General features: G+C 71.0%; 18 protein-coding genes. 8 read left to right on the top strand and 10 right to left on the bottom strand.

Annotated elements, in window-relative coordinates; translation table 11 throughout:
- Window positions 1-195: 195 nt before the first annotated feature.
- Together MKK53_RS14180 and MKK53_RS14175 are read right to left on the bottom strand one after the other, a co-directional pair.
- Complete coding sequence (locus MKK53_RS14180) at window positions 196-585, bottom strand: MucR family transcriptional regulator (RefSeq protein WP_279599036.1); 390 nt, start codon at window positions 583-585, stop codon at window positions 196-198.
- Window positions 586-788: 203 nt separating this feature from the next.
- A complete protein-coding gene (locus MKK53_RS14175; protein ID WP_243929345.1) occupies window positions 789-1,265 on the bottom strand; it encodes a hypothetical protein in 477 nt (158 codons plus the stop codon).
- A gap of 442 nt (window positions 1,266-1,707) precedes the next feature.
- On the opposite strand from MKK53_RS14175, the gene MKK53_RS14170 reads away from it, so the two are divergent.
- Entirely contained in the window at window positions 1,708-1,941 is a 234-nt protein-coding gene (locus MKK53_RS14170; RefSeq protein ID WP_243929344.1) for a hypothetical protein, read from the top strand.
- 381 nt (window positions 1,942-2,322) lie between these two features.
- Here the strand turns inward: MKK53_RS14170 and MKK53_RS14165 are convergent, their stop codons facing one another.
- The 5 genes from MKK53_RS14165 to MKK53_RS14150 all read right to left on the bottom strand — a co-directional run bounded on the left by MKK53_RS14165 (window position 2,323) and on the right by MKK53_RS14150 (window position 5,705).
- Window positions 2,323-2,526, bottom strand: a complete 204-nt coding sequence (locus tag MKK53_RS14165) for a CsbD family protein (protein ID WP_243929343.1) — start codon at window positions 2,524-2,526, stop codon at window positions 2,323-2,325.
- Between the two features lie 86 nt (window positions 2,527-2,612).
- Window positions 2,613-3,404 (bottom strand): PhnA-like protein, encoded by a 792-nt coding sequence (locus MKK53_RS14160; RefSeq protein ID WP_243929342.1) that lies wholly within the window; start codon window positions 3,402-3,404, stop codon window positions 2,613-2,615.
- A gap of 3 nt (window positions 3,405-3,407) precedes the next feature.
- Window positions 3,408-3,533 carry a hypothetical protein gene (locus MKK53_RS25590; RefSeq protein ID WP_313901551.1) on the bottom strand — a complete coding sequence of 42 codons (126 nt, stop codon included), beginning with the start codon at window positions 3,531-3,533 and terminating at the stop codon, window positions 3,408-3,410.
- A gap of 46 nt (window positions 3,534-3,579) precedes the next feature.
- Complete coding sequence (locus MKK53_RS14155; RefSeq protein WP_243929341.1) at window positions 3,580-3,927, bottom strand: CsbD family protein; 348 nt, start codon at window positions 3,925-3,927, stop codon at window positions 3,580-3,582.
- A gap of 317 nt (window positions 3,928-4,244) precedes the next feature.
- Window positions 4,245-5,705 carry a PAS domain S-box protein gene (locus MKK53_RS14150; RefSeq protein ID WP_243929340.1) on the bottom strand — a complete coding sequence of 487 codons (1,461 nt, stop codon included), beginning with the start codon at window positions 5,703-5,705 and terminating at the stop codon, window positions 4,245-4,247.
- Between the two features lie 409 nt (window positions 5,706-6,114).
- Here MKK53_RS14150 and MKK53_RS14145 point away from each other — a divergent pair, with 409 nt between their 5' ends.
- Complete coding sequence (locus MKK53_RS14145) at window positions 6,115-7,596, top strand: PAS domain S-box protein (protein WP_243929339.1); 1,482 nt, start codon at window positions 6,115-6,117, stop codon at window positions 7,594-7,596.
- Between the two features lie 135 nt (window positions 7,597-7,731).
- On the opposite strand, the gene MKK53_RS14140 is transcribed toward MKK53_RS14145, so the two are convergent.
- The 3 genes from MKK53_RS14140 to MKK53_RS14130 are packed head-to-tail and all read right to left on the bottom strand — an operon-like array spanning window position 7,732 to window position 9,864.
- Window positions 7,732-8,430 carry a GntR family transcriptional regulator gene (locus tag MKK53_RS14140; RefSeq protein ID WP_243929338.1) on the bottom strand — a complete coding sequence of 233 codons (699 nt, stop codon included), beginning with the start codon at window positions 8,428-8,430 and terminating at the stop codon, window positions 7,732-7,734.
- A 6-nt stretch (window positions 8,431-8,436) separates the two neighbouring features.
- Window positions 8,437-9,660, bottom strand: coding sequence for a CaiB/BaiF CoA transferase family protein (locus MKK53_RS14135; protein ID WP_243929337.1), 1,224 nt, complete (start codon window positions 9,658-9,660; stop codon window positions 8,437-8,439).
- Between the two features lie 48 nt (window positions 9,661-9,708).
- Window positions 9,709-9,864 carry a 3-keto-5-aminohexanoate cleavage protein gene (locus MKK53_RS14130; RefSeq protein ID WP_243929336.1) on the bottom strand — a complete coding sequence of 52 codons (156 nt, stop codon included), beginning with the start codon at window positions 9,862-9,864 and terminating at the stop codon, window positions 9,709-9,711.
- A 291-nt stretch (window positions 9,865-10,155) separates the two neighbouring features.
- Here MKK53_RS14130 and MKK53_RS14125 point away from each other — a divergent pair, with 291 nt between their 5' ends.
- The 6 genes from MKK53_RS14125 to MKK53_RS14095 all read left to right on the top strand — a co-directional run bounded on the left by MKK53_RS14125 (window position 10,156) and on the right by MKK53_RS14095 (window position 17,594).
- A complete protein-coding gene (locus MKK53_RS14125) occupies window positions 10,156-11,028 on the top strand; it encodes an HpcH/HpaI aldolase/citrate lyase family protein (protein ID WP_243929335.1) in 873 nt (290 codons plus the stop codon).
- Window positions 11,029-11,130: 102 nt separating this feature from the next.
- Window positions 11,131-12,342: an MFS transporter gene (locus MKK53_RS14120; protein WP_243929334.1), complete on the top strand. Its 1,212-nt coding sequence runs from the start codon at window positions 11,131-11,133 to the stop codon at window positions 12,340-12,342.
- Window positions 12,343-12,753: 411 nt separating this feature from the next.
- Window positions 12,754-12,960, top strand: coding sequence for a hypothetical protein (locus MKK53_RS14115; protein ID WP_243929333.1), 207 nt, complete (start codon window positions 12,754-12,756; stop codon window positions 12,958-12,960).
- A gap of 13 nt (window positions 12,961-12,973) precedes the next feature.
- Entirely contained in the window at window positions 12,974-13,819 is an 846-nt protein-coding gene (gene cysE / locus MKK53_RS14110; RefSeq protein WP_243929332.1) for a serine O-acetyltransferase, read from the top strand.
- A gap of 420 nt (window positions 13,820-14,239) precedes the next feature.
- Complete coding sequence (locus MKK53_RS14100; protein WP_279599035.1) at window positions 14,240-15,631, top strand: family 2B encapsulin nanocompartment shell protein; 1,392 nt, start codon at window positions 14,240-14,242, stop codon at window positions 15,629-15,631.
- On the top strand, window positions 15,618-17,594 hold the full coding sequence (locus tag MKK53_RS14095) for a family 2A encapsulin nanocompartment cargo protein cysteine desulfurase (protein ID WP_243929331.1): 1,977 nt from the start codon (window positions 15,618-15,620) through the stop codon (window positions 17,592-17,594). Before MKK53_RS14100 ends, MKK53_RS14095 begins: the two co-directional genes overlap by 14 nt.
- The last annotated feature ends 37 nt before the right edge of the window (window positions 17,595-17,631 follow it).

The raw sequence follows: 17,631 nt of genomic DNA, 5'->3' as shown, positions 1-17,631 counted from the left end.
GCCGACCCCCGCGAGCTGCCCGGCCGGTCGGGCGTTCACGCGCTTCGTGGGGGAGGGGCCAGGGCCTCGCGCGTTACCTGTCGAAAACGTGAAGAGCGCGACGCACGCGCCTCAAGGCAGGGTGCCGGAGGGTGTTGCCAGGGAGGACATCACGGCCCTCCCCGGCATAAAAATGCAGTATACCAACCCACGCCGTCAGGAGGCGAGCCGGTCCATTCCGGCCGAGCCGAGGCCGTGGGCCTTGGCGAGGCTCGACCGCCGCTCGCTGTAATCGGACGCCACCATGGGATAATCGGCCGGCAGGCCGAAGCGCTCGCGGTAGGCGGCGGGCGTCAGGCCGTGGGCGGTCAGGTGGCGCTTCAACGTCTTGTACGGCTTGCCGTCGATGAAGCTGATCAGCCGGTCGGCCTGGACCGACTTGCGGATCTGCGCCGCGGTGACGGCGGGGGCCGCCTCCTCCGTCTCGGGTCGTCCACCGGCCGCCAGGGCGGTGATGGCCCCGTAGACCCTGGCGATCAACGCCGGCAGGTCCGGGGGGGAGACGTGGTTGTGCGATACATAGGCGACGACGATCCCGCTCGTCATCTCAACGTAAGCGGAGCTTTGCTCCATCATGTCTAGGGTCAACCGTTCGTTGTTTATGGGTGGTGACATGATGTGACACCACGCCATACGACTCAAGACGGATTTATATTGCAGAACGCGCGTCGATCTAGCCTGTGCGAGCGGAGCCGAGCGCCGCCGCATTGCTCAATCATCCCGGGTTGCTTGCGTTACTGTCCGGCCGCTCAGCAGCCGCTGCAGATTCCCTTGGACGCCGAACGGCCGCCGTTCACCAGGTTCTGCATCGCCGTCTCCCGGTCGTAGCCCTCGCCTTTCGCGGCGGGGGCACTGGCCACGGAGCCGGTCATTGTCGCGGCCGCGGCGCGGTTCGCCGGGATCGGTGCGCGAACGAGATCACCCGGCCGGAGGGTTTCCCACTTGTGCCGCGCCCGCTCCGAGGCGGAGAGGGCGGCATCGGGCTCCACGCCCCCGGAGCGGGCGGCCGACACCGCACGGCCGCGGGCGGCGGGCGCGGCCGACGGCGCCTCCTCGAAGTCGGATTGCGGCACCACGGCCGCGGCGTGGGCCACCGGCGCCGACTGACCCGAGGCCGAGACCGTGGGCTCCACCGGGAGTGAACTGTAGGTTCCCGCGCCGCCGGGGGGACGTAGCGAGCAGGCGCTGGCCATCAGCCCGATGCCCGCGGCGGCGATAAGCGTCATTCTCATGGCTTTGCGCGGATGCCCCAGAAGCAACATAGCGTCGAGCTTGGCTTTAACACTGAGCAAGCGATGGAAGCAATCCAAGCAATCTGCGGCGCATGCGTGGCCGTTTGCGTGGCGAAATCGTTTTGAAAAGATAGGATACTGTTCTTGAGCGTACGCAACCGCCCGGATGCTGCGTGGGATCAAGGCATCTCAGGACCGCGGGGGCGCGGTCCACGCCGTCGCCCCGGACCGACCATCAATTCGCATGCCATATCGGCCGAATGCGACGCCACCGTGTCGCGCAGGGGCCGTCGCCCCGCGGGGATCCGGCCGAAGCCGCGAATACCCGGTTCATCGACACTACAGACAGTTCATCTGCATTAGAAGAAATGAAAACTTTGTCCGCGACGCGGCGCGGGCTATGAACCCTGTCATGCGATCCGCGTGAGGTGTCCAAGTGGCCGATCAGGACAGCCAGGGGCCGGACGAGTGGAGACAGTCCGGATACCTCCTCAAGATCGCGGCCGCGCTGGGTTGCACGGTGGAGGAGTTCGGCAGCCGGGGGGTGGCCGGAGCGCGATCGGACGAGCTGGAATTGCTGCGGCTGTGGTCGCTTCTGCTCGACGAGGCCGCCCGGCAGCATCTCCTCGACGTCGCCCGGGCGCTGGTGCCACAATGCGAACCGGCCTGAATGTCGGGTGGACCGGCCTGGGAGTGGCGCCCGGCCGTCGTGACGCGATCACGCGTTTGTGAGTGAGGGCGGGCAGGGCGCCCGCGTCCAAGCCGGACTGCAAGCCCCCGTCTCATGGGGAAAAACCGCAACACGCGGGCAGAAAGCTTGGCCAGGATCCGGAAACGCTGCCGGGATCGAGTGGGGTCCGGCACGGCGATCCCGTTAGGCCCGCCTGAGGGAGAGGCTATCGCGCGCCTCACGAGCGGACGGGCAATGCCGGAGACGGGACCACAGCCCTCGCCCCTTCTCCGGGGAGGGCCGCCGGGCGAACGCCTCCCGGCCTTCCTCGTTCGTCACCGATGGGGGCGGCCGGGCTCAGCCCAGCCGCCTCCCTCGATGTCACTTGCGGCCGGTGACCTTGTCGGCGAGGTTCTGGGCGCCGTCCTTGACGTCGCCGACGGTCTTCTGGGCTTCGCCCTTCAGCTCCTGCGCCTTGCCCTCGGCCACGAGCTTGTCGTTACCGGTGACGTTGCCGACACCCTGCTTCACGTTGCCGACGGCCTCGTTGGCGAGACCCTTGAGCTTGTCGGTGGTGCTGCTCATCGTATGCGCTCCTGTTTCACGGGTGGAACCGGCTCAGCCGGCGGGGGACGGTCCCCGCCCCGGGGGGCGGGGACCGGTGGAAGGGGTCAGACCCGGCGGGCGTCGTAGGCGCCGAGCAGGGTGGCGGGCTTCGGGGCGCCGAAGCGGCCGCCGAGGAACGCGGCCAGGGCGCCCAGCAGCAGGGCGATGGCGGCGTAGAAGGCGCCCTGGGTCGCGGCGGACTTCGTCGCGACGGCAGCGGCTTCGGCCTTCTGCTTGGCGGTGGCGACCGCCTGGTCGTACTGCTTCTCGTAGTCCTGGACCTGCTGGCGGGCCTGATCGACCGGGATGTTCTGCGCCTTGGCGAGGGCATCGGCGGCGCGGCTTTCGGCCTGCTGCTTCTGCGAGGCGTCACCCGTGAACAGGGCCTTGATCGCGGCGACCGCGGCATCGCGGGCAGCCTGCGGGTCCTGGCCGGCCGCCTGCTGGCGGACGTTCTGCTCGATCCCGTCGAGGGGGTTCGAGATCTTGGCGAGCGAGGGGGCAGCCGCCTGGGCGGCCGTCTGCACGGTGCCGCCGACGAGGTTGCCCGCGCCGCCGAGGGCGCCGGACACGGTGCTCAGGGTGCCGCCGACGAGGCCGGTGGCCGCCGAGGTCAGCAGGTAGATCACCACCAGGGTCGTCACCGCCCAGGAGACGAGCCCGTGAAGGCCGGCGGTGCCCGGCAGCGGCTTGCCGGAGAGGCGGCCGGCGATGAGGCCGCCGATCAGCGAGGCGACGAGCCCCGAGACGATGAACCAGATCCCGGCGCCGGTGGAGACGGTGGAGGCGGTCGGGTTGTCGGTGGCGTTGACGCCGACGCTGGCGAGACCGACCCCGACGCCGATCAGGTTGATCACGGCCTAGGCCACGAGGGCGGTGACGGCGCCGGCGAAGATGGCGCCCCAGGACACCTGATGAAGCAGGACGGCACGCGTATCGGCATGGGCCTCCGCGCCGACGGGGGAGACTGTGGTCTGAACGGTCACGCTGTTACTCCGGGTCTAAGAGTTCGGTCGAAAGGTCTGAAGCGGGTCAGTCGCGACCGGCATTCACGAGCAGGCCGAGGCCGAAGCCCACGAAGCCGGCGATCAGAAGCGAGGCGAGGGGGTATTCGGCCACCTGGCGGCTGACCTCGCGGGTGCCCCGGCGCAGGCTATGGCTGCCCTGCTCGTAGGCGTCCTCGGCGTAGTGATAGGCCTCGTCGGCCGCGTGGCGCGCCGTGTCCTTGGCCTGCCCGTAGAGGTTCTCGGCCTGGCCGGCGGCATCGCGCAGGCGGCCCTCGGCGGAGTCCCGGTGGGAGCCGGTGAGGTCGCCCACCGCGCTCTGCACCTTGCCGCCGAGTTCCTTCGCGGCACCCGTGATCCTGTCCGTATCCACCATGTTCGTCTTCCTGTCTGTCGTGCGCGGAACGGCACCCCGGGGCGGGGCGCACGTGCGAATTCGGTCAGCGGTCGCCGGCACCGCCGCCCTTGGGGGGCGGGCCTCGCTCTTCTGACGCCGGCCCTCGGCTTCCACCCGGGCATCCCCGGTCAGCTTGCCGATGGCCTCTTTGACCGAGCCCTTAACGTGCTCGGCCGAAGCAGATTTCTTCCGATCGGTCATGTCGTTTCCACTCTCATCGGAAGCCGAAGGACCAACTGGCAAATGTGCGCTTGTTTCCCTGGTTCAATGGTCAAAAAATACCGGTTTAATGAGATTCATGTACCGGATATCTGCACGGGAAAACCGTTCTCACGGCCCCACACGACTGCCTCGGTGCGCTTGTGGACGCCGAGTTTGCGGTAGAGCGCGGCCCCGTGATTGCGGACGGTGTTGCGCGACAGCCCGAGTTTGCGGGCGATGGCGGCATCGTCCAGGCCCGAACAGATCAGGTTCAGGATCTGCCGCTCGCGCCCCGTCAGGTCCGGGACTGCGGGATCGGGATCGGACCTGTGCGGCCGGCGCAGGTTCGCGAGCTTCTCCAGAAGGCCGCGGCTGAACCACGACGTGTCCGCCATTACCGTCTCGATGGCCTCGAACAGCTCCCGCTCCGTGTGCTTGCGGTCGGTGATGTCCTGCATCACCAGCAGCACGAAGCCCGCGTCGTTGATCTCGACGCGCTCGGCCGAGACGAGGCAATCGAGGTTGTTGCCACTCTCGTGCTTCAGGCAGACCTCGATGCCGAGCACGTAGCCGTGGCGCTCGAGGGCCGCCTCGAAGGAGATCCGCTGCGCCTCGTTCACCCAAAGGCCGGCCTCCGCCAGGGAGCGCCCGAGGATCCGGTCCTCGCCGTGGCCGAACGCCCGGCTGAAGGCCTCGTTGATGCTGGTGACGTGGAAGTCGCCGGCCCGGGCCAGCACCGTCGGCACGGGGGTCAGGCGGAAGGCCTTGGCGAAGCGCTCCTCGCTCTGCCGCAGGGCCGTCTCCGCCTTCCGCCGCAGTTCGAGGTCGGCGAAGGTGAAGAGCATGCAGGGCTCGTCGCCCATCTCGATGGGCTGGCCGGCCACGATCACGAAACGGTTGCCACCGTCCGGCAGGTCCAGGCAGGCCTCCATCTGGGGGACGGTGGCGCCCTCGTTGAGGCGGCAGACGGCGAGGTCGCGGTTGCGCGCCCCGGCCAGCACATCGACCTCGTAGGCGCTGCGGCCGATCACGTCTTCACGGGTATGGCCCGTCATCTCCAGGAAGCCGTGGTTGACCTTCACGTGGCGCAGGTCGGACAGGCGGGTGATGACGGCGGGCGCCGGGTTGGCGGCGAAGGTCTTCTCGAATCGGTCCTCGGCTTCGAACTGGTCGGTGACGTCCTTCATGATCAGGGCGAGGCAGCTCGGCTGCCCCTCCCGGTCGGTCGCGACGAGGCTGCGCAGCGAGTGCACGAAATCGATGTCGGGGCGGTCCGTGCGCGTCACCTCGACGATCACGTCGTGGAAGTTCTCCCCCGCGACGACGCGCTCGATCGGGTAGCTGTCCGGGGTGCGGTTGTTGCGGTAGCGCAGGGCGAAGCGCTCCCGATAGGCGTCGATGGTGGAGCCGAGTTCGTCCAAGCTCTCGACGCCGTGCATCTCCAGCGCGGCCTCGTTGGCGTAGGCGATCGTCTGGTCGGGCTCGACCAGGATCACGCCCTCGCTCAGGCCGGCGATGATCTGCCGGAGCTCATGCCTGTCGACGCCCGTCGTCACCGCTCGATCCGCCTTCCGCGTCCATCCGCCCTCATGGCAGCGGGGCGAGAACGGGTTGCGCACGACCCGGTTCCATCGATTCGTGTGGAAACACTGGTATCGCCGTATCAGCGATGCCATCGAGATCGACCAAGACCGCCGTCCCGGAGACCCTGGCGGCGGGAGCCCGACCGTCTCCGGCATGCAGGGGCGCAAGAATCCCCGCGACTCTCGAGCGCGCGTTCGCTGCGAAGATTGATGAACTAGGCGCTCACGACTTCGTGCGGTGCGTCAAGTGCGTCATTTGATCGATCTGTGAATTAATTGCGCCTTAATCGCCCCATGCGAAAGCCGAAGACGATTGATCGCTCTCGGCCCGATCGCCGGACGCACCGCGCGACGGCCGAAGGGCGTTCCAGGGGAAACAGCCATGTTCGGTACCGCGCAACACCGGGACCTGAGCTCGAAGTTCGCGGCGCTCGACAGCGTCCAGGCGATCATCGAATTCGCTCCGGATGGGACGATCCTGTCGGCGAACCCGGTCTTCCTGAGCCTGATGGGCTACGACCTCGCCGAGGTGCGCGGGCAGCACCACAGCCTGTTCGTGGACCCCGCCCAGCACGGGGGCACGGAATACCGGTCGTTCTGGGAGGGTCTCGTCCGGGGCGAATCCCAGGTGCAGACCTTCAAGCGCATCGCCAAGGGCGGCCGGGAGGTGTGGATCGAGGGCAGCTACAACCCGATCCGCGACCGGGCCGGGCGCGTGGTGAAGATCGTGAAGTTCGCCACCGACGTCACCGCCCAGACCGAATATGCCAGGGACCTCGCCGGGCAGATCGAGGCCCTGCACCGCTCGCAGGCGGTGATCGCGTTCGGCCTCGACGGGACGATCCTCGAGGCCAACCCGAACTTCCTCGACACGATGGGCTACACCATCGATGAGGTCCGCGGCCGGCATCACAGCGTCTTCGTGGACCCGGCCGAGCGCGACAGCCCGGCCTACCGCGCCTTCTGGCAGGCCCTCGGCCAGGGCCAGCACCAGTCCGCCGAGTTCCGGCGCATCGGGAAGGGCGGGCGGGAGGTGTACATCCTGGGCACCTACAACCCGGTGAAGGGCGCGGACGGCCGCGTCACCAAGGTCGTGAAGTTCGCCACCGACGTCACCGCCGCCGTGGCGGCCCGCCATCGCCGGGCGGAGGCGCAGGGGGCCATCGGGTCGGACCTCGACGCGATCGGGGCGGCCATCGAGGACGTGACCCAGCAGACGGCCGAGGCCGCCGGCACCGTCGGCCGCGTCTCCGACGACATCCAGGCCGTGGCGGCGGGCGCGGAGGAGCTTTCGGCCTCGGTCGATGAGATCAGCCAGCAGGTCAGCACCGCCGCGCAGATGGCGGGCAAGGCCGTCTCCCAGGCGCAGCACACGAGCGGCATCGTGGCCGGCCTGAGCGGGCAGGCGGCTCAGATCGGCGATGTGGTGACCATGATCTCCAACATCGCGGGCCAGACCAACCTCCTCGCCCTCAACGCCACCATCGAGGCGGCGCGGGCGGGTGCGGCGGGCAAGGGCTTTGCGGTGGTGGCGAGCGAGGTGAAGGCCCTGGCCGAGCAGACCGCCCGGGCCACCGACCAGATCCGCGGCCAGATCAGCGCGACGCAGACCGCGACCCGCGACGCGGTGCAGGCGATCTCGTCCATCCAGGACACGATCGGCACCCTCGACGAGATCTCCGCGGCAATCGCGGCGGCCGTCGAGGAGCAGTCGGCCGTGACCCGGGAGATGTCGAGCAGCATGCAGACCGCCTCGCGCGGCGCGGCGGTGATCAGCAGCGGCGTGCAGGCCATCGCCGCGGCGAGCGAGCGGGTGGACGCGGCGACCCGCCAGGTGCGCGACGCGGCCCGGGCGGTCGGCTGACCGGGCGCCGCCCCCGAGCCGTTCAACCCTCCCCCGGCCCGTCAGGCCGGATCGCCCGGGGCCGGGCGCTCGGCTCCGCCGACCCGGACGAGGCGGTGAACACCCCGCAATCCGGGCGCGGGTCGGCGTCTCACGTCACGACAGGGCATCGGGGGCGATCCCGTGCGCCCTGGCCGGGGACAGGGAGGCGCAGATCTCTTCGCCGGCCAGGAAGACGTGCTCGCGCATCAGGTACTCGGCCCGCACCCCCTGGCGCCCGGCGATGCAGTCGCGGATGCCCCGGTGGTGGTCGTTGTACTTGCGCAGCAGGGCGGGATCGTAGGAGGCGAGGATCGGCGGGTAGACCGAGGGGATCCGCTGCACCGTCTCCAGGGTGGGCGCGATAAACCGGTTGTCGGCCCCCGCGATGATCGCCCGGTGGAACACGGCGTTGTGGGTGCGCCAAGCCTCGCGGGCCGCGTCGTCCAGGGCCGCTTCGGTGCTGAGCAGCGCATCGACCTGATCGATGGCTGCGGCGATGCGCCCGAGGGCCTCGGCCGACAGGCCCCGCTCGGCCGCCTTGCGCGCGGCGAGCCCCTCGATCAGCGCCCGCATCTCGAAGGCGCTGGCGATGTCCTTGGTCTCGAACGGCCGCACCACGTAGCCGCGGTTCGGGCTGTATTCGAGGAGCCCATCCTTCTCGCTGGCGGCGAGGGCGAGGCGCACCGGCGTGCGCGAGGCGCCGAACATCTGCGCCAGCTGCACCTCGCGCAGGTGCTGCCCCCCGCGGAACTCCCCCGCGAGGATCATGTCGCGCAGCCGGGCGCTGAGCGCCTGGGCGATCGGCTGCGTCATGGCGGGCTACACCACCCCGCGGGCGCGCAGGTCGGCCACCTGCTCCGGGCTGAGCCCGAGCCACTCGCCGTAGACCGCCTCGGTGTGCGCCCCGAGCGTCGGGCCGAGCCAGCGCACGCTGCCGGGGGTCCCGTTCAGGGTCGGCACGACGTTGGGGATCGCCAGTTCGCCGATGCGCGGGTCCTCGACCCGGAGGATGTTGCCCCGGGCGGCGTACTGGGGGTCCTGGAAGATCTCGTCGATGCCGTAGACCGGGCCGCAGGGCACCTCAGCCTCGGAGCAGCGGCGCAGGATCTCGTCGCGGGTCATGGTGGCGCTCCAGTCCGCGATCATGCCGTTGACCGCGCCTCGGTGCTTCAGCCGGGCGGCGTTGGTGGCGTAGCGGGCGTCCTCGATCAGGTCGGGCCTTTCCATCAGCCGGGCGAGGCGCCCGAAGATCCGGTCGTTGGTGCAGGCGATGGCGATCCAGCGGTCGTCCCCGGTGGGGTAGTGGCTGTGCGGCACGACGATGGGCGTCTCGGCCCCGTCCCGGCGGCGGACGTAGCCGCCCTTCTGGTAGGCGGGGGCCACCTCGTCGAGGATGCGGAAGATGCCGTCGTAGAGGGCGACGTCGATCACCTGTCCCTTGCCGTCCCGGTCGCGGGCGCGCAGCGCCAGCTGCACGGCGTAGGCGCCGAACAGCCCGGCCATGTAGTCCGAGAGGGTGGCGGAGCCCGGCTGGGCCGGCGGCCGGTCCGCCTCCCCCGAAAGGAAGGAGATGCCGCCGAAGGCGTTGGCGATGCGGCCGAAGCAGGGGCGGTGGGCGTAAGGCCCGGTCTGCCCGTAGCCGGAGATGCGCAGCAGGATCAGCCGCGGGTTCACGGCGGAGAGTTCGTCCCAGCCGATCCCCCACTTCTCCAGGGTGCCGGCCTGGAAGTTCTCGCAGACGACATCCGCCTTGGCGACGAGCTGCTTGAACAGGGCGACGCCCTCGGGCTTGCGCAGGTCGAGGGTCACCGACTGCTTGTTCCGCGCCTCGCTCAGCCACACGAAGGTGTCGCCGGCCTCGCTCGGCGTGCCGAGGCGGCGGGCGTGGTCGCCGACACCGGGCAGCTCGATCTTGAGCACCTCGGCCCCGTGCTCGGCCATCAGCGTCGCCGCGAAGGGCGCCGCGATGAAGGTGCCGATGTCGAGGATCCGCAATCCGGCGAGGGCGCCGTCGCGCGGGGTGGGGGAGGAATCCTCAGCCATGGTCGCTCTCGTCTCCTGGGGGGGCGTCGAACAGGGTCGGCCGCATCCTCACCGCGCCGGCCCGCCGAGGATGCGGCGCGCCTCGTCGGGGGTGGCGGCCTCACGGCAGCGGGCGCGGGCGTTTCCCCCGATCCGTGACACCGGCGCCGCGTCCGTCGGCTCGCTCCCCGGCGGACGCTCGGCGGCCCGCACCTCATTTTGCATGCAATCCCATCCGGAACATTCACACGCAAGGGATAAATCACTGTCCAGTTCGACAGTTGCATGCAAAATTCGGGCGTGTCAGGCTCCGGCCACGTCGGGCTCCCCGGCCGCGCGGGGTGGGATCGCGGATCGGCCGATCCCTGGCCCTGCCCGGCGAGACCTTCGCCCCGCAGCCGGGCCTCGGCTCCCGATCATCCGGGCCATTGAGACGAACGGCGGGCGCGCTGCGGCGAGCGCTCGACCGGCGGGTGAGCCGCCACCGGTCGAGGCCGCCCTGAGGAGAGGTTGAGGATGTCGCTGTACCGTTCGTTCCTGTTCGCCCCCGGCAACAACGCCCGCCGCTCCGAGAAGGCGCTCGGCCTCGGCGCCGACGCGGTGATCCTCGACCTGGAGGACGCCTGCCCGGCCTCCGAGAAGGTCGCCACCCGGGAGGTCGTCGTCGCGGCGCTGCAGAGGCCCCGCGGCGGCCGGGGGTTCATCCGGGTGAACCCGATCTCGACGGAGTACGGCTACGGCGACATCCTCGCCACGGTGCGGGCCGGGGTCGATGGCCTGGTGATTCCCAAGATCGAGCGGGCCGACGAGTTGCGCACCGTCGAATGGCTGGTGCAGCAGATCGAGCGGGAGCAGGGCCTGCCCCAAGGCGGCATCGACCTCGTGCCCATCGTCGAGACCGGCCTGGGCCTCGCCAACGTCCGCGCCATCGCGGAGGCCGGCACGCGGGTCCGGCGCATCGCCTTCGGGGCGGGCGACTTCACCCTCGACCTCGACGTGGCATGGTCGCCGGACGAGGAGGAGTTCGCCCCCTACCGGGCGGCCGTCGTCCTCGCCTCGCGGGCCGCGGGCCTGGAGCCCCCGATCGATACGGTGTGGGTCGATCTGCCGAACACGGAGGGCTTCTCCCGCTCCGCCGCCCGCGCCCGGGCCCTGGGCTTCCAGGGCAAGCTCTGCATCCACCCGGATCAGGTGGCGGTCGTCCACGCGGCCTTCACGCCGGATGCCCGGCAGGTGGACTGGGCGAGGCGCGTCGTGGCGGCCTTCGACGAGGCCGAGCGGACCGGCTCGGCGGCGATCCGGGTCGATGGGCAGTTCATCGACTACCCCTTCGTCCACAAGGCCCGGCGCGTCCTGGCGGCGGCCCGGGCCGCGGGCGTGGCGGAGTAGAGGTGCCGCCCGCCCCGTCATCGACAACGCCTCCGACCGGGCGGTAGACGGACAGGCCTCCGCCGCCCCTGCGCGGTCCCGCGCCCCACCGAAACCCGCCCCGTGCCCGCACCCACCCTCACCGCCCCCCCGCGCCGCACCGCGACCACCCTCGGCAACGCCGCCCTCGGCCTCACGCAGATCATCCTGTGGGGAGGATCGTTCTTCCTGATCGCGGTGATCGTCGGCCCGGTGGTGGAATCGACCGGCTGGCCGCAGGGGGCGGTGATCGGCGCCCTGTCGCTGGCGATCCTGATCTCGGGCCTGCTCTCGCCCTGGATCGGCACGCGGATCCGGCAGATCGGGGGGCGGCCGGTCCTGATCGTCGGCACGCTGGTGATGGCGCTCGGCCTCGTGCTGATGGCCCTGTCCCCGAACCTCGCCGTCTTCCTCGCCGCCTGGGCGGTGATGGGCGTGGGGATGGCGGGCGCCCTCTACGATCCGCTCTTCGCGGCCATCGGGCAGGCCTACGGCGCCTCCGCCCGCAGTGCCATGACGCAGATCGCCATCGCCTCGGGCTTCGCCATCACCGTGTGCTGGCCGGCCTCGAGCTTCCTCGTGGCGCATGTGGGCTGGCGGGGGGCGTGCTTGGCCTACGCCGCCCTGGCGGCCTTCGTGGTGGCGCCGATCTTCGCCCTCGCCCTGCCGGGCGGCCGGCCGCTGGCGTACACCCGCACCGCCGTGGCGCCGGGCGACGTCGCCGCCGTCGCGAAGGCCGGGCGGCTGGCGGGGGAGGGGATCCTCGCGCTGACCTTCACCACCGCGGCGATCCTGATGACGGCGGTCTCGGTCGAGCTGCTCCTGCTCCTCGAAGCGCAGGGCATCTCGGCCGCCTCCGCCGTGGCCCTGAGCGCGCTGATCGGCCCTTCGCAGGTGGGCGCCCGCGTGATCGAACTCGCCTTCGGCCAGCGGGCGCACCCGATCCACCTCCTGCTGATCTCGGCGGGCAGCGTCGCCCTCGGCCTCCTGCTGCTGGTGGTGGCACCGGGCCTCGCGTGGCTCGCGATCCTCCTCTACGGCGCGGGCAACGGGATGCGCACGGTGGTCCGCGGAACGCTGCCCCTGGCCCTCTACGGGCAGGGCGAATACGCGGCGGTGATCGGGCGCCTCGCCCGGCCGCCGCTCCTCGGACAGGCGGCGACGCCGCTCGCCTGCGGCTACGCGATGGAGGTGTTCGGCATCGGCGTCCTGTCGAGCATCATGCTCGCCGTGGCCGTCCTGAACCTCGGCCTGTCCCTCGAGGTCGCCCGCCGGGTGAACCGCCGCAGCCCGTGAGGCACCGGGGAGGGCTCCTCCCCGGCGCCGAGGCTGGCTGGCGATACGCGCGGGAAGCGGGCCGCCGGTTCGACCGCCCGGCCCAACGCCACGGCGGTGGCACGTCATCCCTGGACCCACCGCCTCCGAACCGGCCCCGGCAGGCCCGCGCCCGGCGACGCGGCCCCTCGGACGATGGCCTCGGCTCCCACAAACGCGACTTGCCAAACTCCGTTCTGTCACTAATTATCAAGATACTACAGTGACTTAGCGAACAATATGCTCTCATTCGGGCACGCCGCGAACGAAACGTTCTCCCCGGATCCGCAAGGGACGGAAGGGCTTTCCTGGGCGGGCGAACCGCCCCGTCCCTTCGGGCGCGGAGCTTGGGATCGAGGGGGGACCTCCGGGTCCGGCAGCGGGGAGGACGCGATGGCGACAGCGGCGATCAGGTGGGGGGATCAGGTGGTGTTCGAGCGCCTCGACCTCGCGGAAGCCCTCGGGATCTGGCGCAATGCCAGGGGCCGGATCGTCGGCATCCACGGGCAGGGCGGGCGCCCGGCCACGGTGGACGTGGCGTTCGAAGGACACGCGGTGCTGGAACGCTACCTGCCGGACCTGTTCCGGCGGGTGCAGTGACCGGCCCCCGGCGGTGAACGCCGTCGCCACCCTCAGGCCGCCGCTCCGCGCGATCAGCCGCAGCACCGCCGAGACCGAGGTCTGGGCGGAGCTCCGCGCCGAGGCCCAGGCCGCCCTGACCGAGGAACCCCTCTACGCGGGCATCATCCAGGCGACGATCCTCGACCAGCGGAGCCTCGCCGGGGCGCTCGCCTACCGCCTCGCCCATCGCCTGGGGGACGGCGACCTCGCCCGCCTCTCGATGCGCGACCTCTGCCTCTCCGCCTTCGAAGCGGACCCGCAGGCCGGCGCCCATGCGGTGCGCGACCTCGTCGCCATCCGCGAGCGCGACCCGACCTGCCGGCGCTACCTCGACCCGTTCCTGTTCTACAAGGGCTTCGCCGCGCTGGAGGCCTACCGGGTCGGCCACTGGCTGTGGCGCCAGGGCCGGGCGACCCTGGCGCTGCACGTCCAGAGCCGCATCTCCGAGGTGTTCGGCTGCGACATCCACCCCGCCGCGCGGATCGGCTCGGGGGTGTTCATCGACCACGCCACCGGGGTGGTGATCGGCGAGACCACGGTGGTGGCCGACGACGTGTCGATCCTGCAATCGGTGACGCTCGGCGGCAACGGCAAGCAGAGCGGCGACCGCCACCCGAAGATCGCCCGCGGCGTGCTCCTCAGCGTCGGCGCGAAGGTCCTCGGCAACGTCCGGGTCGGGGAGGGCGCCAAGATCGGCGCGGCCGCCGTGGTGCTGAGCGACGTGCCCGCCCACACCACCGTGGCGGGCGTGCCGGCCCGCATCGTCTCGCGCCTGCGGGCGGACGAGGAGCCCGCGCTGTCGATGGACCAGTCGTTCGGTTTCGGTGACGGGATCTGACGCCGCGGAGGAAAAATCCTTCTTTTGAAACGATGCCGTCAGGATCCTCCTGCCCGGGCCGGCTGCGGGAGAAAGACATTCTCCACTCCGCGAACAGAGAAGCGCCCGCCTCCTACGGTGTGCCGATGAGGTGGGCCGATCTCCCATCGCGCCGCGGAAATAAGGGAAATCATTTCGTTGACGCTGCGGCGGCGGGGGCCTTACCAATGCATCCGCCATACGGCGACAGGTCGACTCGCCGTCAATAGCCAGCAATAGCTGCGCATCCGCGCAGTTCATTCAAAATCATCGGATCGTCCCCGGCGTCCCCGTCGCGGCGATCTTGCCACGACTTGCGCCCGGCCCGTCCCATGACGCGGCCGCCCGCCGACATGCGGGCCGACCCGGCGCCACCGACCCACCTGAGGGAGACGACATACGATGAGCGGACCGGGTTTGAGCGTCAGCGCCACGGCGGCACGCAACCTCGCGACGGCGACCGTCACCTCGGTCCAGAACGCGGCCAACACCCCGCGCTGGCTCCTGCGGCTCCTGCCCTTCGTGGACGTGGCGGGCGGCGTGTACCGCGTGAACCGCCGGGCGGTGGTGCTGGCCAAGGGCGGCCGGATCGACCTCGCCGCGGGGGAGGGGGGCCGGGCGGTCCGCCCCGGATCGCTGCGCGCCGTCCCGCTGTTCAGCCGCCTGGGCGATGCCGAACTCGCCACGCTCGCGGGCAAGTTCAAGGAGAGCACGCACGCGGCGGGCGAGGTCATCCGGGAGGAGGGCGCGGCCGAGCGCAGCCTCGTGGTGGTCGCCGACGGCACGGTCGAACTGACCCTGTCCGGCCCCTACAAGGGCCGCCTGCGCCAGGGGCTCGCCACCAGGGGTGACTATTTCGGCGACGGCGACCTCGTGGACACGGCCGCCCCCGCCCCGGCGGTGAAGGCCCTCTCGGCCGTCACGCTGCTCACCCTCGACCGCGCCGCCATCGAGGACGAGGCGATCCGCCCGCGCATCGCCCAGTACCAGGAGGAGCGCGACCGCCTGAAGGGCCACACCAACTCCTACGGTGAGCAGGGAATCGAACTGCTGGCGGTCCATACCGGCGAGCCGCGTCTGCCGACCACCTTCGTCGATTACGAGATCGACCCGCGCGAATACCACCTCTCCACCATCCAGACGATCCTCAACACCCATACCCGCGTCACCGACCTCTATTCCAACGAGATCGACCAGCTGCGCGAGCAGATCCGCCTCACCGTCGATGCGGTGAAGGAGCGGGAGGAGTGGGAGCTTCTGAACAACTCGCAGTTCGGCCTGCTGCACGAGGTCGGCCCGCGCCAGCGCATCCCCACCCGGGGCGGCCCGCCCACCCCGGACGACCTCGACGAGCTGCTGACCCTCGTGTGGAAGAAGCCCGCCTTCTTCGTCGCCCACCCCCGCGCCATCGCCGCCTTCGGCCGGGAGGCGACCCGTCGCGGCGTACCGCCGGTGGTGGTGCACCTGTTCGGCGCGCCGTTCATCACGTGGCGCGGCGTCCCCCTGGTGCCGAGCGACAAGCTGCCGATCGCCATCGACCCGGCGACAGGCGCACAGACCACCTCGATCCTGCTGCTGCGGGTCGGCGAGGGCGAGCAGGGCGTGGTCGGCCTGCACAAGTCGGGGGTGACCGGTGAGATCGAGCCCGGCCTGTCGGTGCGCTACATGGGCACCAACGACCACTCCATCGCCTCGCACCTCGTGACCCGCTACTTCTCGGCCGCCGTGCTGGTCGAGGACGCCATCGCCCGCCTCGATAACGTGCTGCTCGGCAACTACCATGACTACGCCTGAGGTGCCGGCTCTCGGTCTCCCCTCGGGGAACGCGGGCGAGCTCGCCCATTCGGACCTCGTCGGGCGCCTCGCCCGGGAGATCTACGGGCAGGGGCAGGCGGCGAGCCAGCCCTTCGCCCCGGCGATCCCGGCGGGCCCGCAGCTGCCGCAGGCCGTCGAGGGCCTGCCGCAGGGGTTCGGCGGCGCGCCGCTGCCGACCGGCTCGGTGGGCGTGCCCTCGTCCCCCACGGGGGGCCAGCCGGCCGGCTTCCAGCCCGACCTGTCGGCGCTGGGCGCCCGCTCCTTCGGCGCCCCGCCCGTCGGCGTGCCGGGCCTGTCCGGCCCGACCCTGCCGAACCTCGCCCCGGCGAGCCCGGCCTTCGCCGACGGGGCCGCGGTCCCGCCGGTCCACCCGGCGAGCCCCCGGCCGGCGCTGCCGGACTTCTCGTTCCCCGGCGGCCCCGGGCTGCATCGGCAGATCGCGGCGGACCACCCCCGCGCCAACGCCTTCGCCCACGCGCTCGCCCCGCACCTCGTCCCGGCCGACCCGTCGCGGGCGGGCGTGGACGAGGCGCAGGAGAGCTTCCGCAGGACCGGCCGCCTATCGCGGGCACCGGAGCCTGCGGCGGCGGCGAACCGATCGGACTACTACTTCCTGGACCTCGGCCCCGGCCCGGCCCGGAAGGCTCCGGCGAGTCCCCGGGTGGAGCCCACCCACTCCCACGGCCCGGCGCCCCGGGCGCTCTCGCACGGGTCGAGCCCCGTGGCGGCTCCCTTCGACGTGGAGCGGATCCGCCAGGATTTCCCGGCCCTGCACCAGAGCGTCAACGGCCACCCGCTGGTCTGGCTCGACAACGCCGCGACGACGCACAAGCCCCAGGCCGTGATCGACGCGACGAGCGAGTTCTACGCGAAGCACAACTCGAACATCCACCGGGCCGCCCACACCCTGGCGGCGCGCTCGACGGACCTGTTCGAGGGCGGGCGGGAGGCGGTGCGCCGCTTCATCAACGCCCCCACGAAGGACGACATCGTGTTCGTGCGCGGCACCACGGAGGCGATCAACCTCGTGGCCGCCTCCTACGGCGGGGCGAATATCGGGCCCGGCGACGAGATCATCCTCTCGACCATCGAGCACCACGCCAACATCGTGCCCTGGCAGTTGCTCGCGCAGCGGACCGGGGCGACGATCCGGGTGATCCCGGTCAACGACCGGGGCGAGATCATCTTCGAGCAATACGCGGCCCTGCTCTCGGGCCGGACGAAGATCGTGTCGGTGACGCATGTCGCCAACGCGCTCGGCACGGTGAACCCGATCCGCGAGATCATCGCCCTGGCCCACGCCTACGGGGTGCCGGTGCTGGTGGACGCGGCGCAGTCCTCGCCGCACATCCCCCTGGACGTGCAGGCGCTGGACGCCGACTTCCTCGTCTTCTCCGGCCACAAGGTGTTCGGGCCGACGGGGATCGGCGCCCTCTACGGCAAGTCCGCCCTGCTTGAATCGATGCCCCCCTGGCAGGGGGGCGGCCACATGATCGAGGACGTCACCTTCGCCAAGACCGTCTACAAGGGCGCACCCGAGAAGTTCGAGGCGGGCACCCCGGACATCGCGGGCGCGGTCGGCCTTGGGGCGGCCCTCTACTACCTGGAGGGAATCGGCCTGCCGGCCATCGCCGCCTACGAGCACGACCTGCTGGAGTATGCGCAAGCCGGCCTCGCCGAGGTGAAGGGCCTGCGCCTGATCGGCACCGCCTGCGAGAAGGCGAGCGTGATGTCCTTCACGGTCGAGGGGCAGGAGAACGAGGCGGTGGCCCACCACCTCGACGCCCACGGCATCGCCGTGCGCTCGGGCCACCATTGTGCCCTGCCGGCCCTGCGCCGGTTCGGGGTGGACCAGTCGGTGCGGGCCTCGCTGGCCTTCTACAACACCCGCCGCGACGTGGACGTGTTCCTCAAGGCGCTGCACACCCTGCCACGGCACTGAACGACGGGCGCCGGCCCCCCTTCGGGAGCCGGCGCCC

This window comes from Methylobacterium sp. J-076 (assembly GCF_022829405.1).
In the GTDB taxonomy this organism is placed as follows: domain Bacteria; phylum Pseudomonadota; class Alphaproteobacteria; order Rhizobiales; family Beijerinckiaceae; genus Methylobacterium.
The sequence above is the reverse complement of the archived record's forward strand: the minus strand, read 5'-3'. Positions and strand labels throughout refer to the sequence as shown.

What these genes read in the sequence shown, in the direction of transcription:
- MKK53_RS14180 (WP_279599036.1), bottom strand. Translation starts at nt 585, where the DNA reads ATGACGAGCGGGATCGTCGTCGCCTATGTATCGCACAACCACGTCTCC.
- MKK53_RS14175 (WP_243929345.1), bottom strand. Translation starts at nt 1,265, where the DNA reads ATGACGCTTATCGCCGCCGCGGGCATCGGGCTGATGGCCAGCGCCTGC.
- MKK53_RS14165 (WP_243929343.1), bottom strand. Translation starts at nt 2,526, where the DNA reads ATGAGCAGCACCACCGACAAGCTCAAGGGTCTCGCCAACGAGGCCGTC.
- MKK53_RS14155 (WP_243929341.1), bottom strand. Translation starts at nt 3,927, where the DNA reads ATGGTGGATACGGACAGGATCACGGGTGCCGCGAAGGAACTCGGCGGC.
- MKK53_RS14145 (WP_243929339.1), top strand. Translation starts at nt 6,115, where the DNA reads ATGTTCGGTACCGCGCAACACCGGGACCTGAGCTCGAAGTTCGCGGCG.
- MKK53_RS14140 (WP_243929338.1), bottom strand. Translation starts at nt 8,430, where the DNA reads ATGACGCAGCCGATCGCCCAGGCGCTCAGCGCCCGGCTGCGCGACATG.
- MKK53_RS14135 (WP_243929337.1), bottom strand. Translation starts at nt 9,660, where the DNA reads ATGGCTGAGGATTCCTCCCCCACCCCGCGCGACGGCGCCCTCGCCGGA.
- MKK53_RS14130 (WP_243929336.1), bottom strand. Translation starts at nt 9,864, where the DNA reads ATGCAAAATGAGGTGCGGGCCGCCGAGCGTCCGCCGGGGAGCGAGCCG.
- MKK53_RS14125 (WP_243929335.1), top strand. Translation starts at nt 10,156, where the DNA reads ATGTCGCTGTACCGTTCGTTCCTGTTCGCCCCCGGCAACAACGCCCGC.
- MKK53_RS14115 (WP_243929333.1), top strand. Translation starts at nt 12,754, where the DNA reads ATGGCGACAGCGGCGATCAGGTGGGGGGATCAGGTGGTGTTCGAGCGC.
- MKK53_RS14100 (WP_279599035.1), top strand. Translation starts at nt 14,240, where the DNA reads ATGAGCGGACCGGGTTTGAGCGTCAGCGCCACGGCGGCACGCAACCTC.
- MKK53_RS14095 (WP_243929331.1), top strand. Translation starts at nt 15,618, where the DNA reads ATGACTACGCCTGAGGTGCCGGCTCTCGGTCTCCCCTCGGGGAACGCG.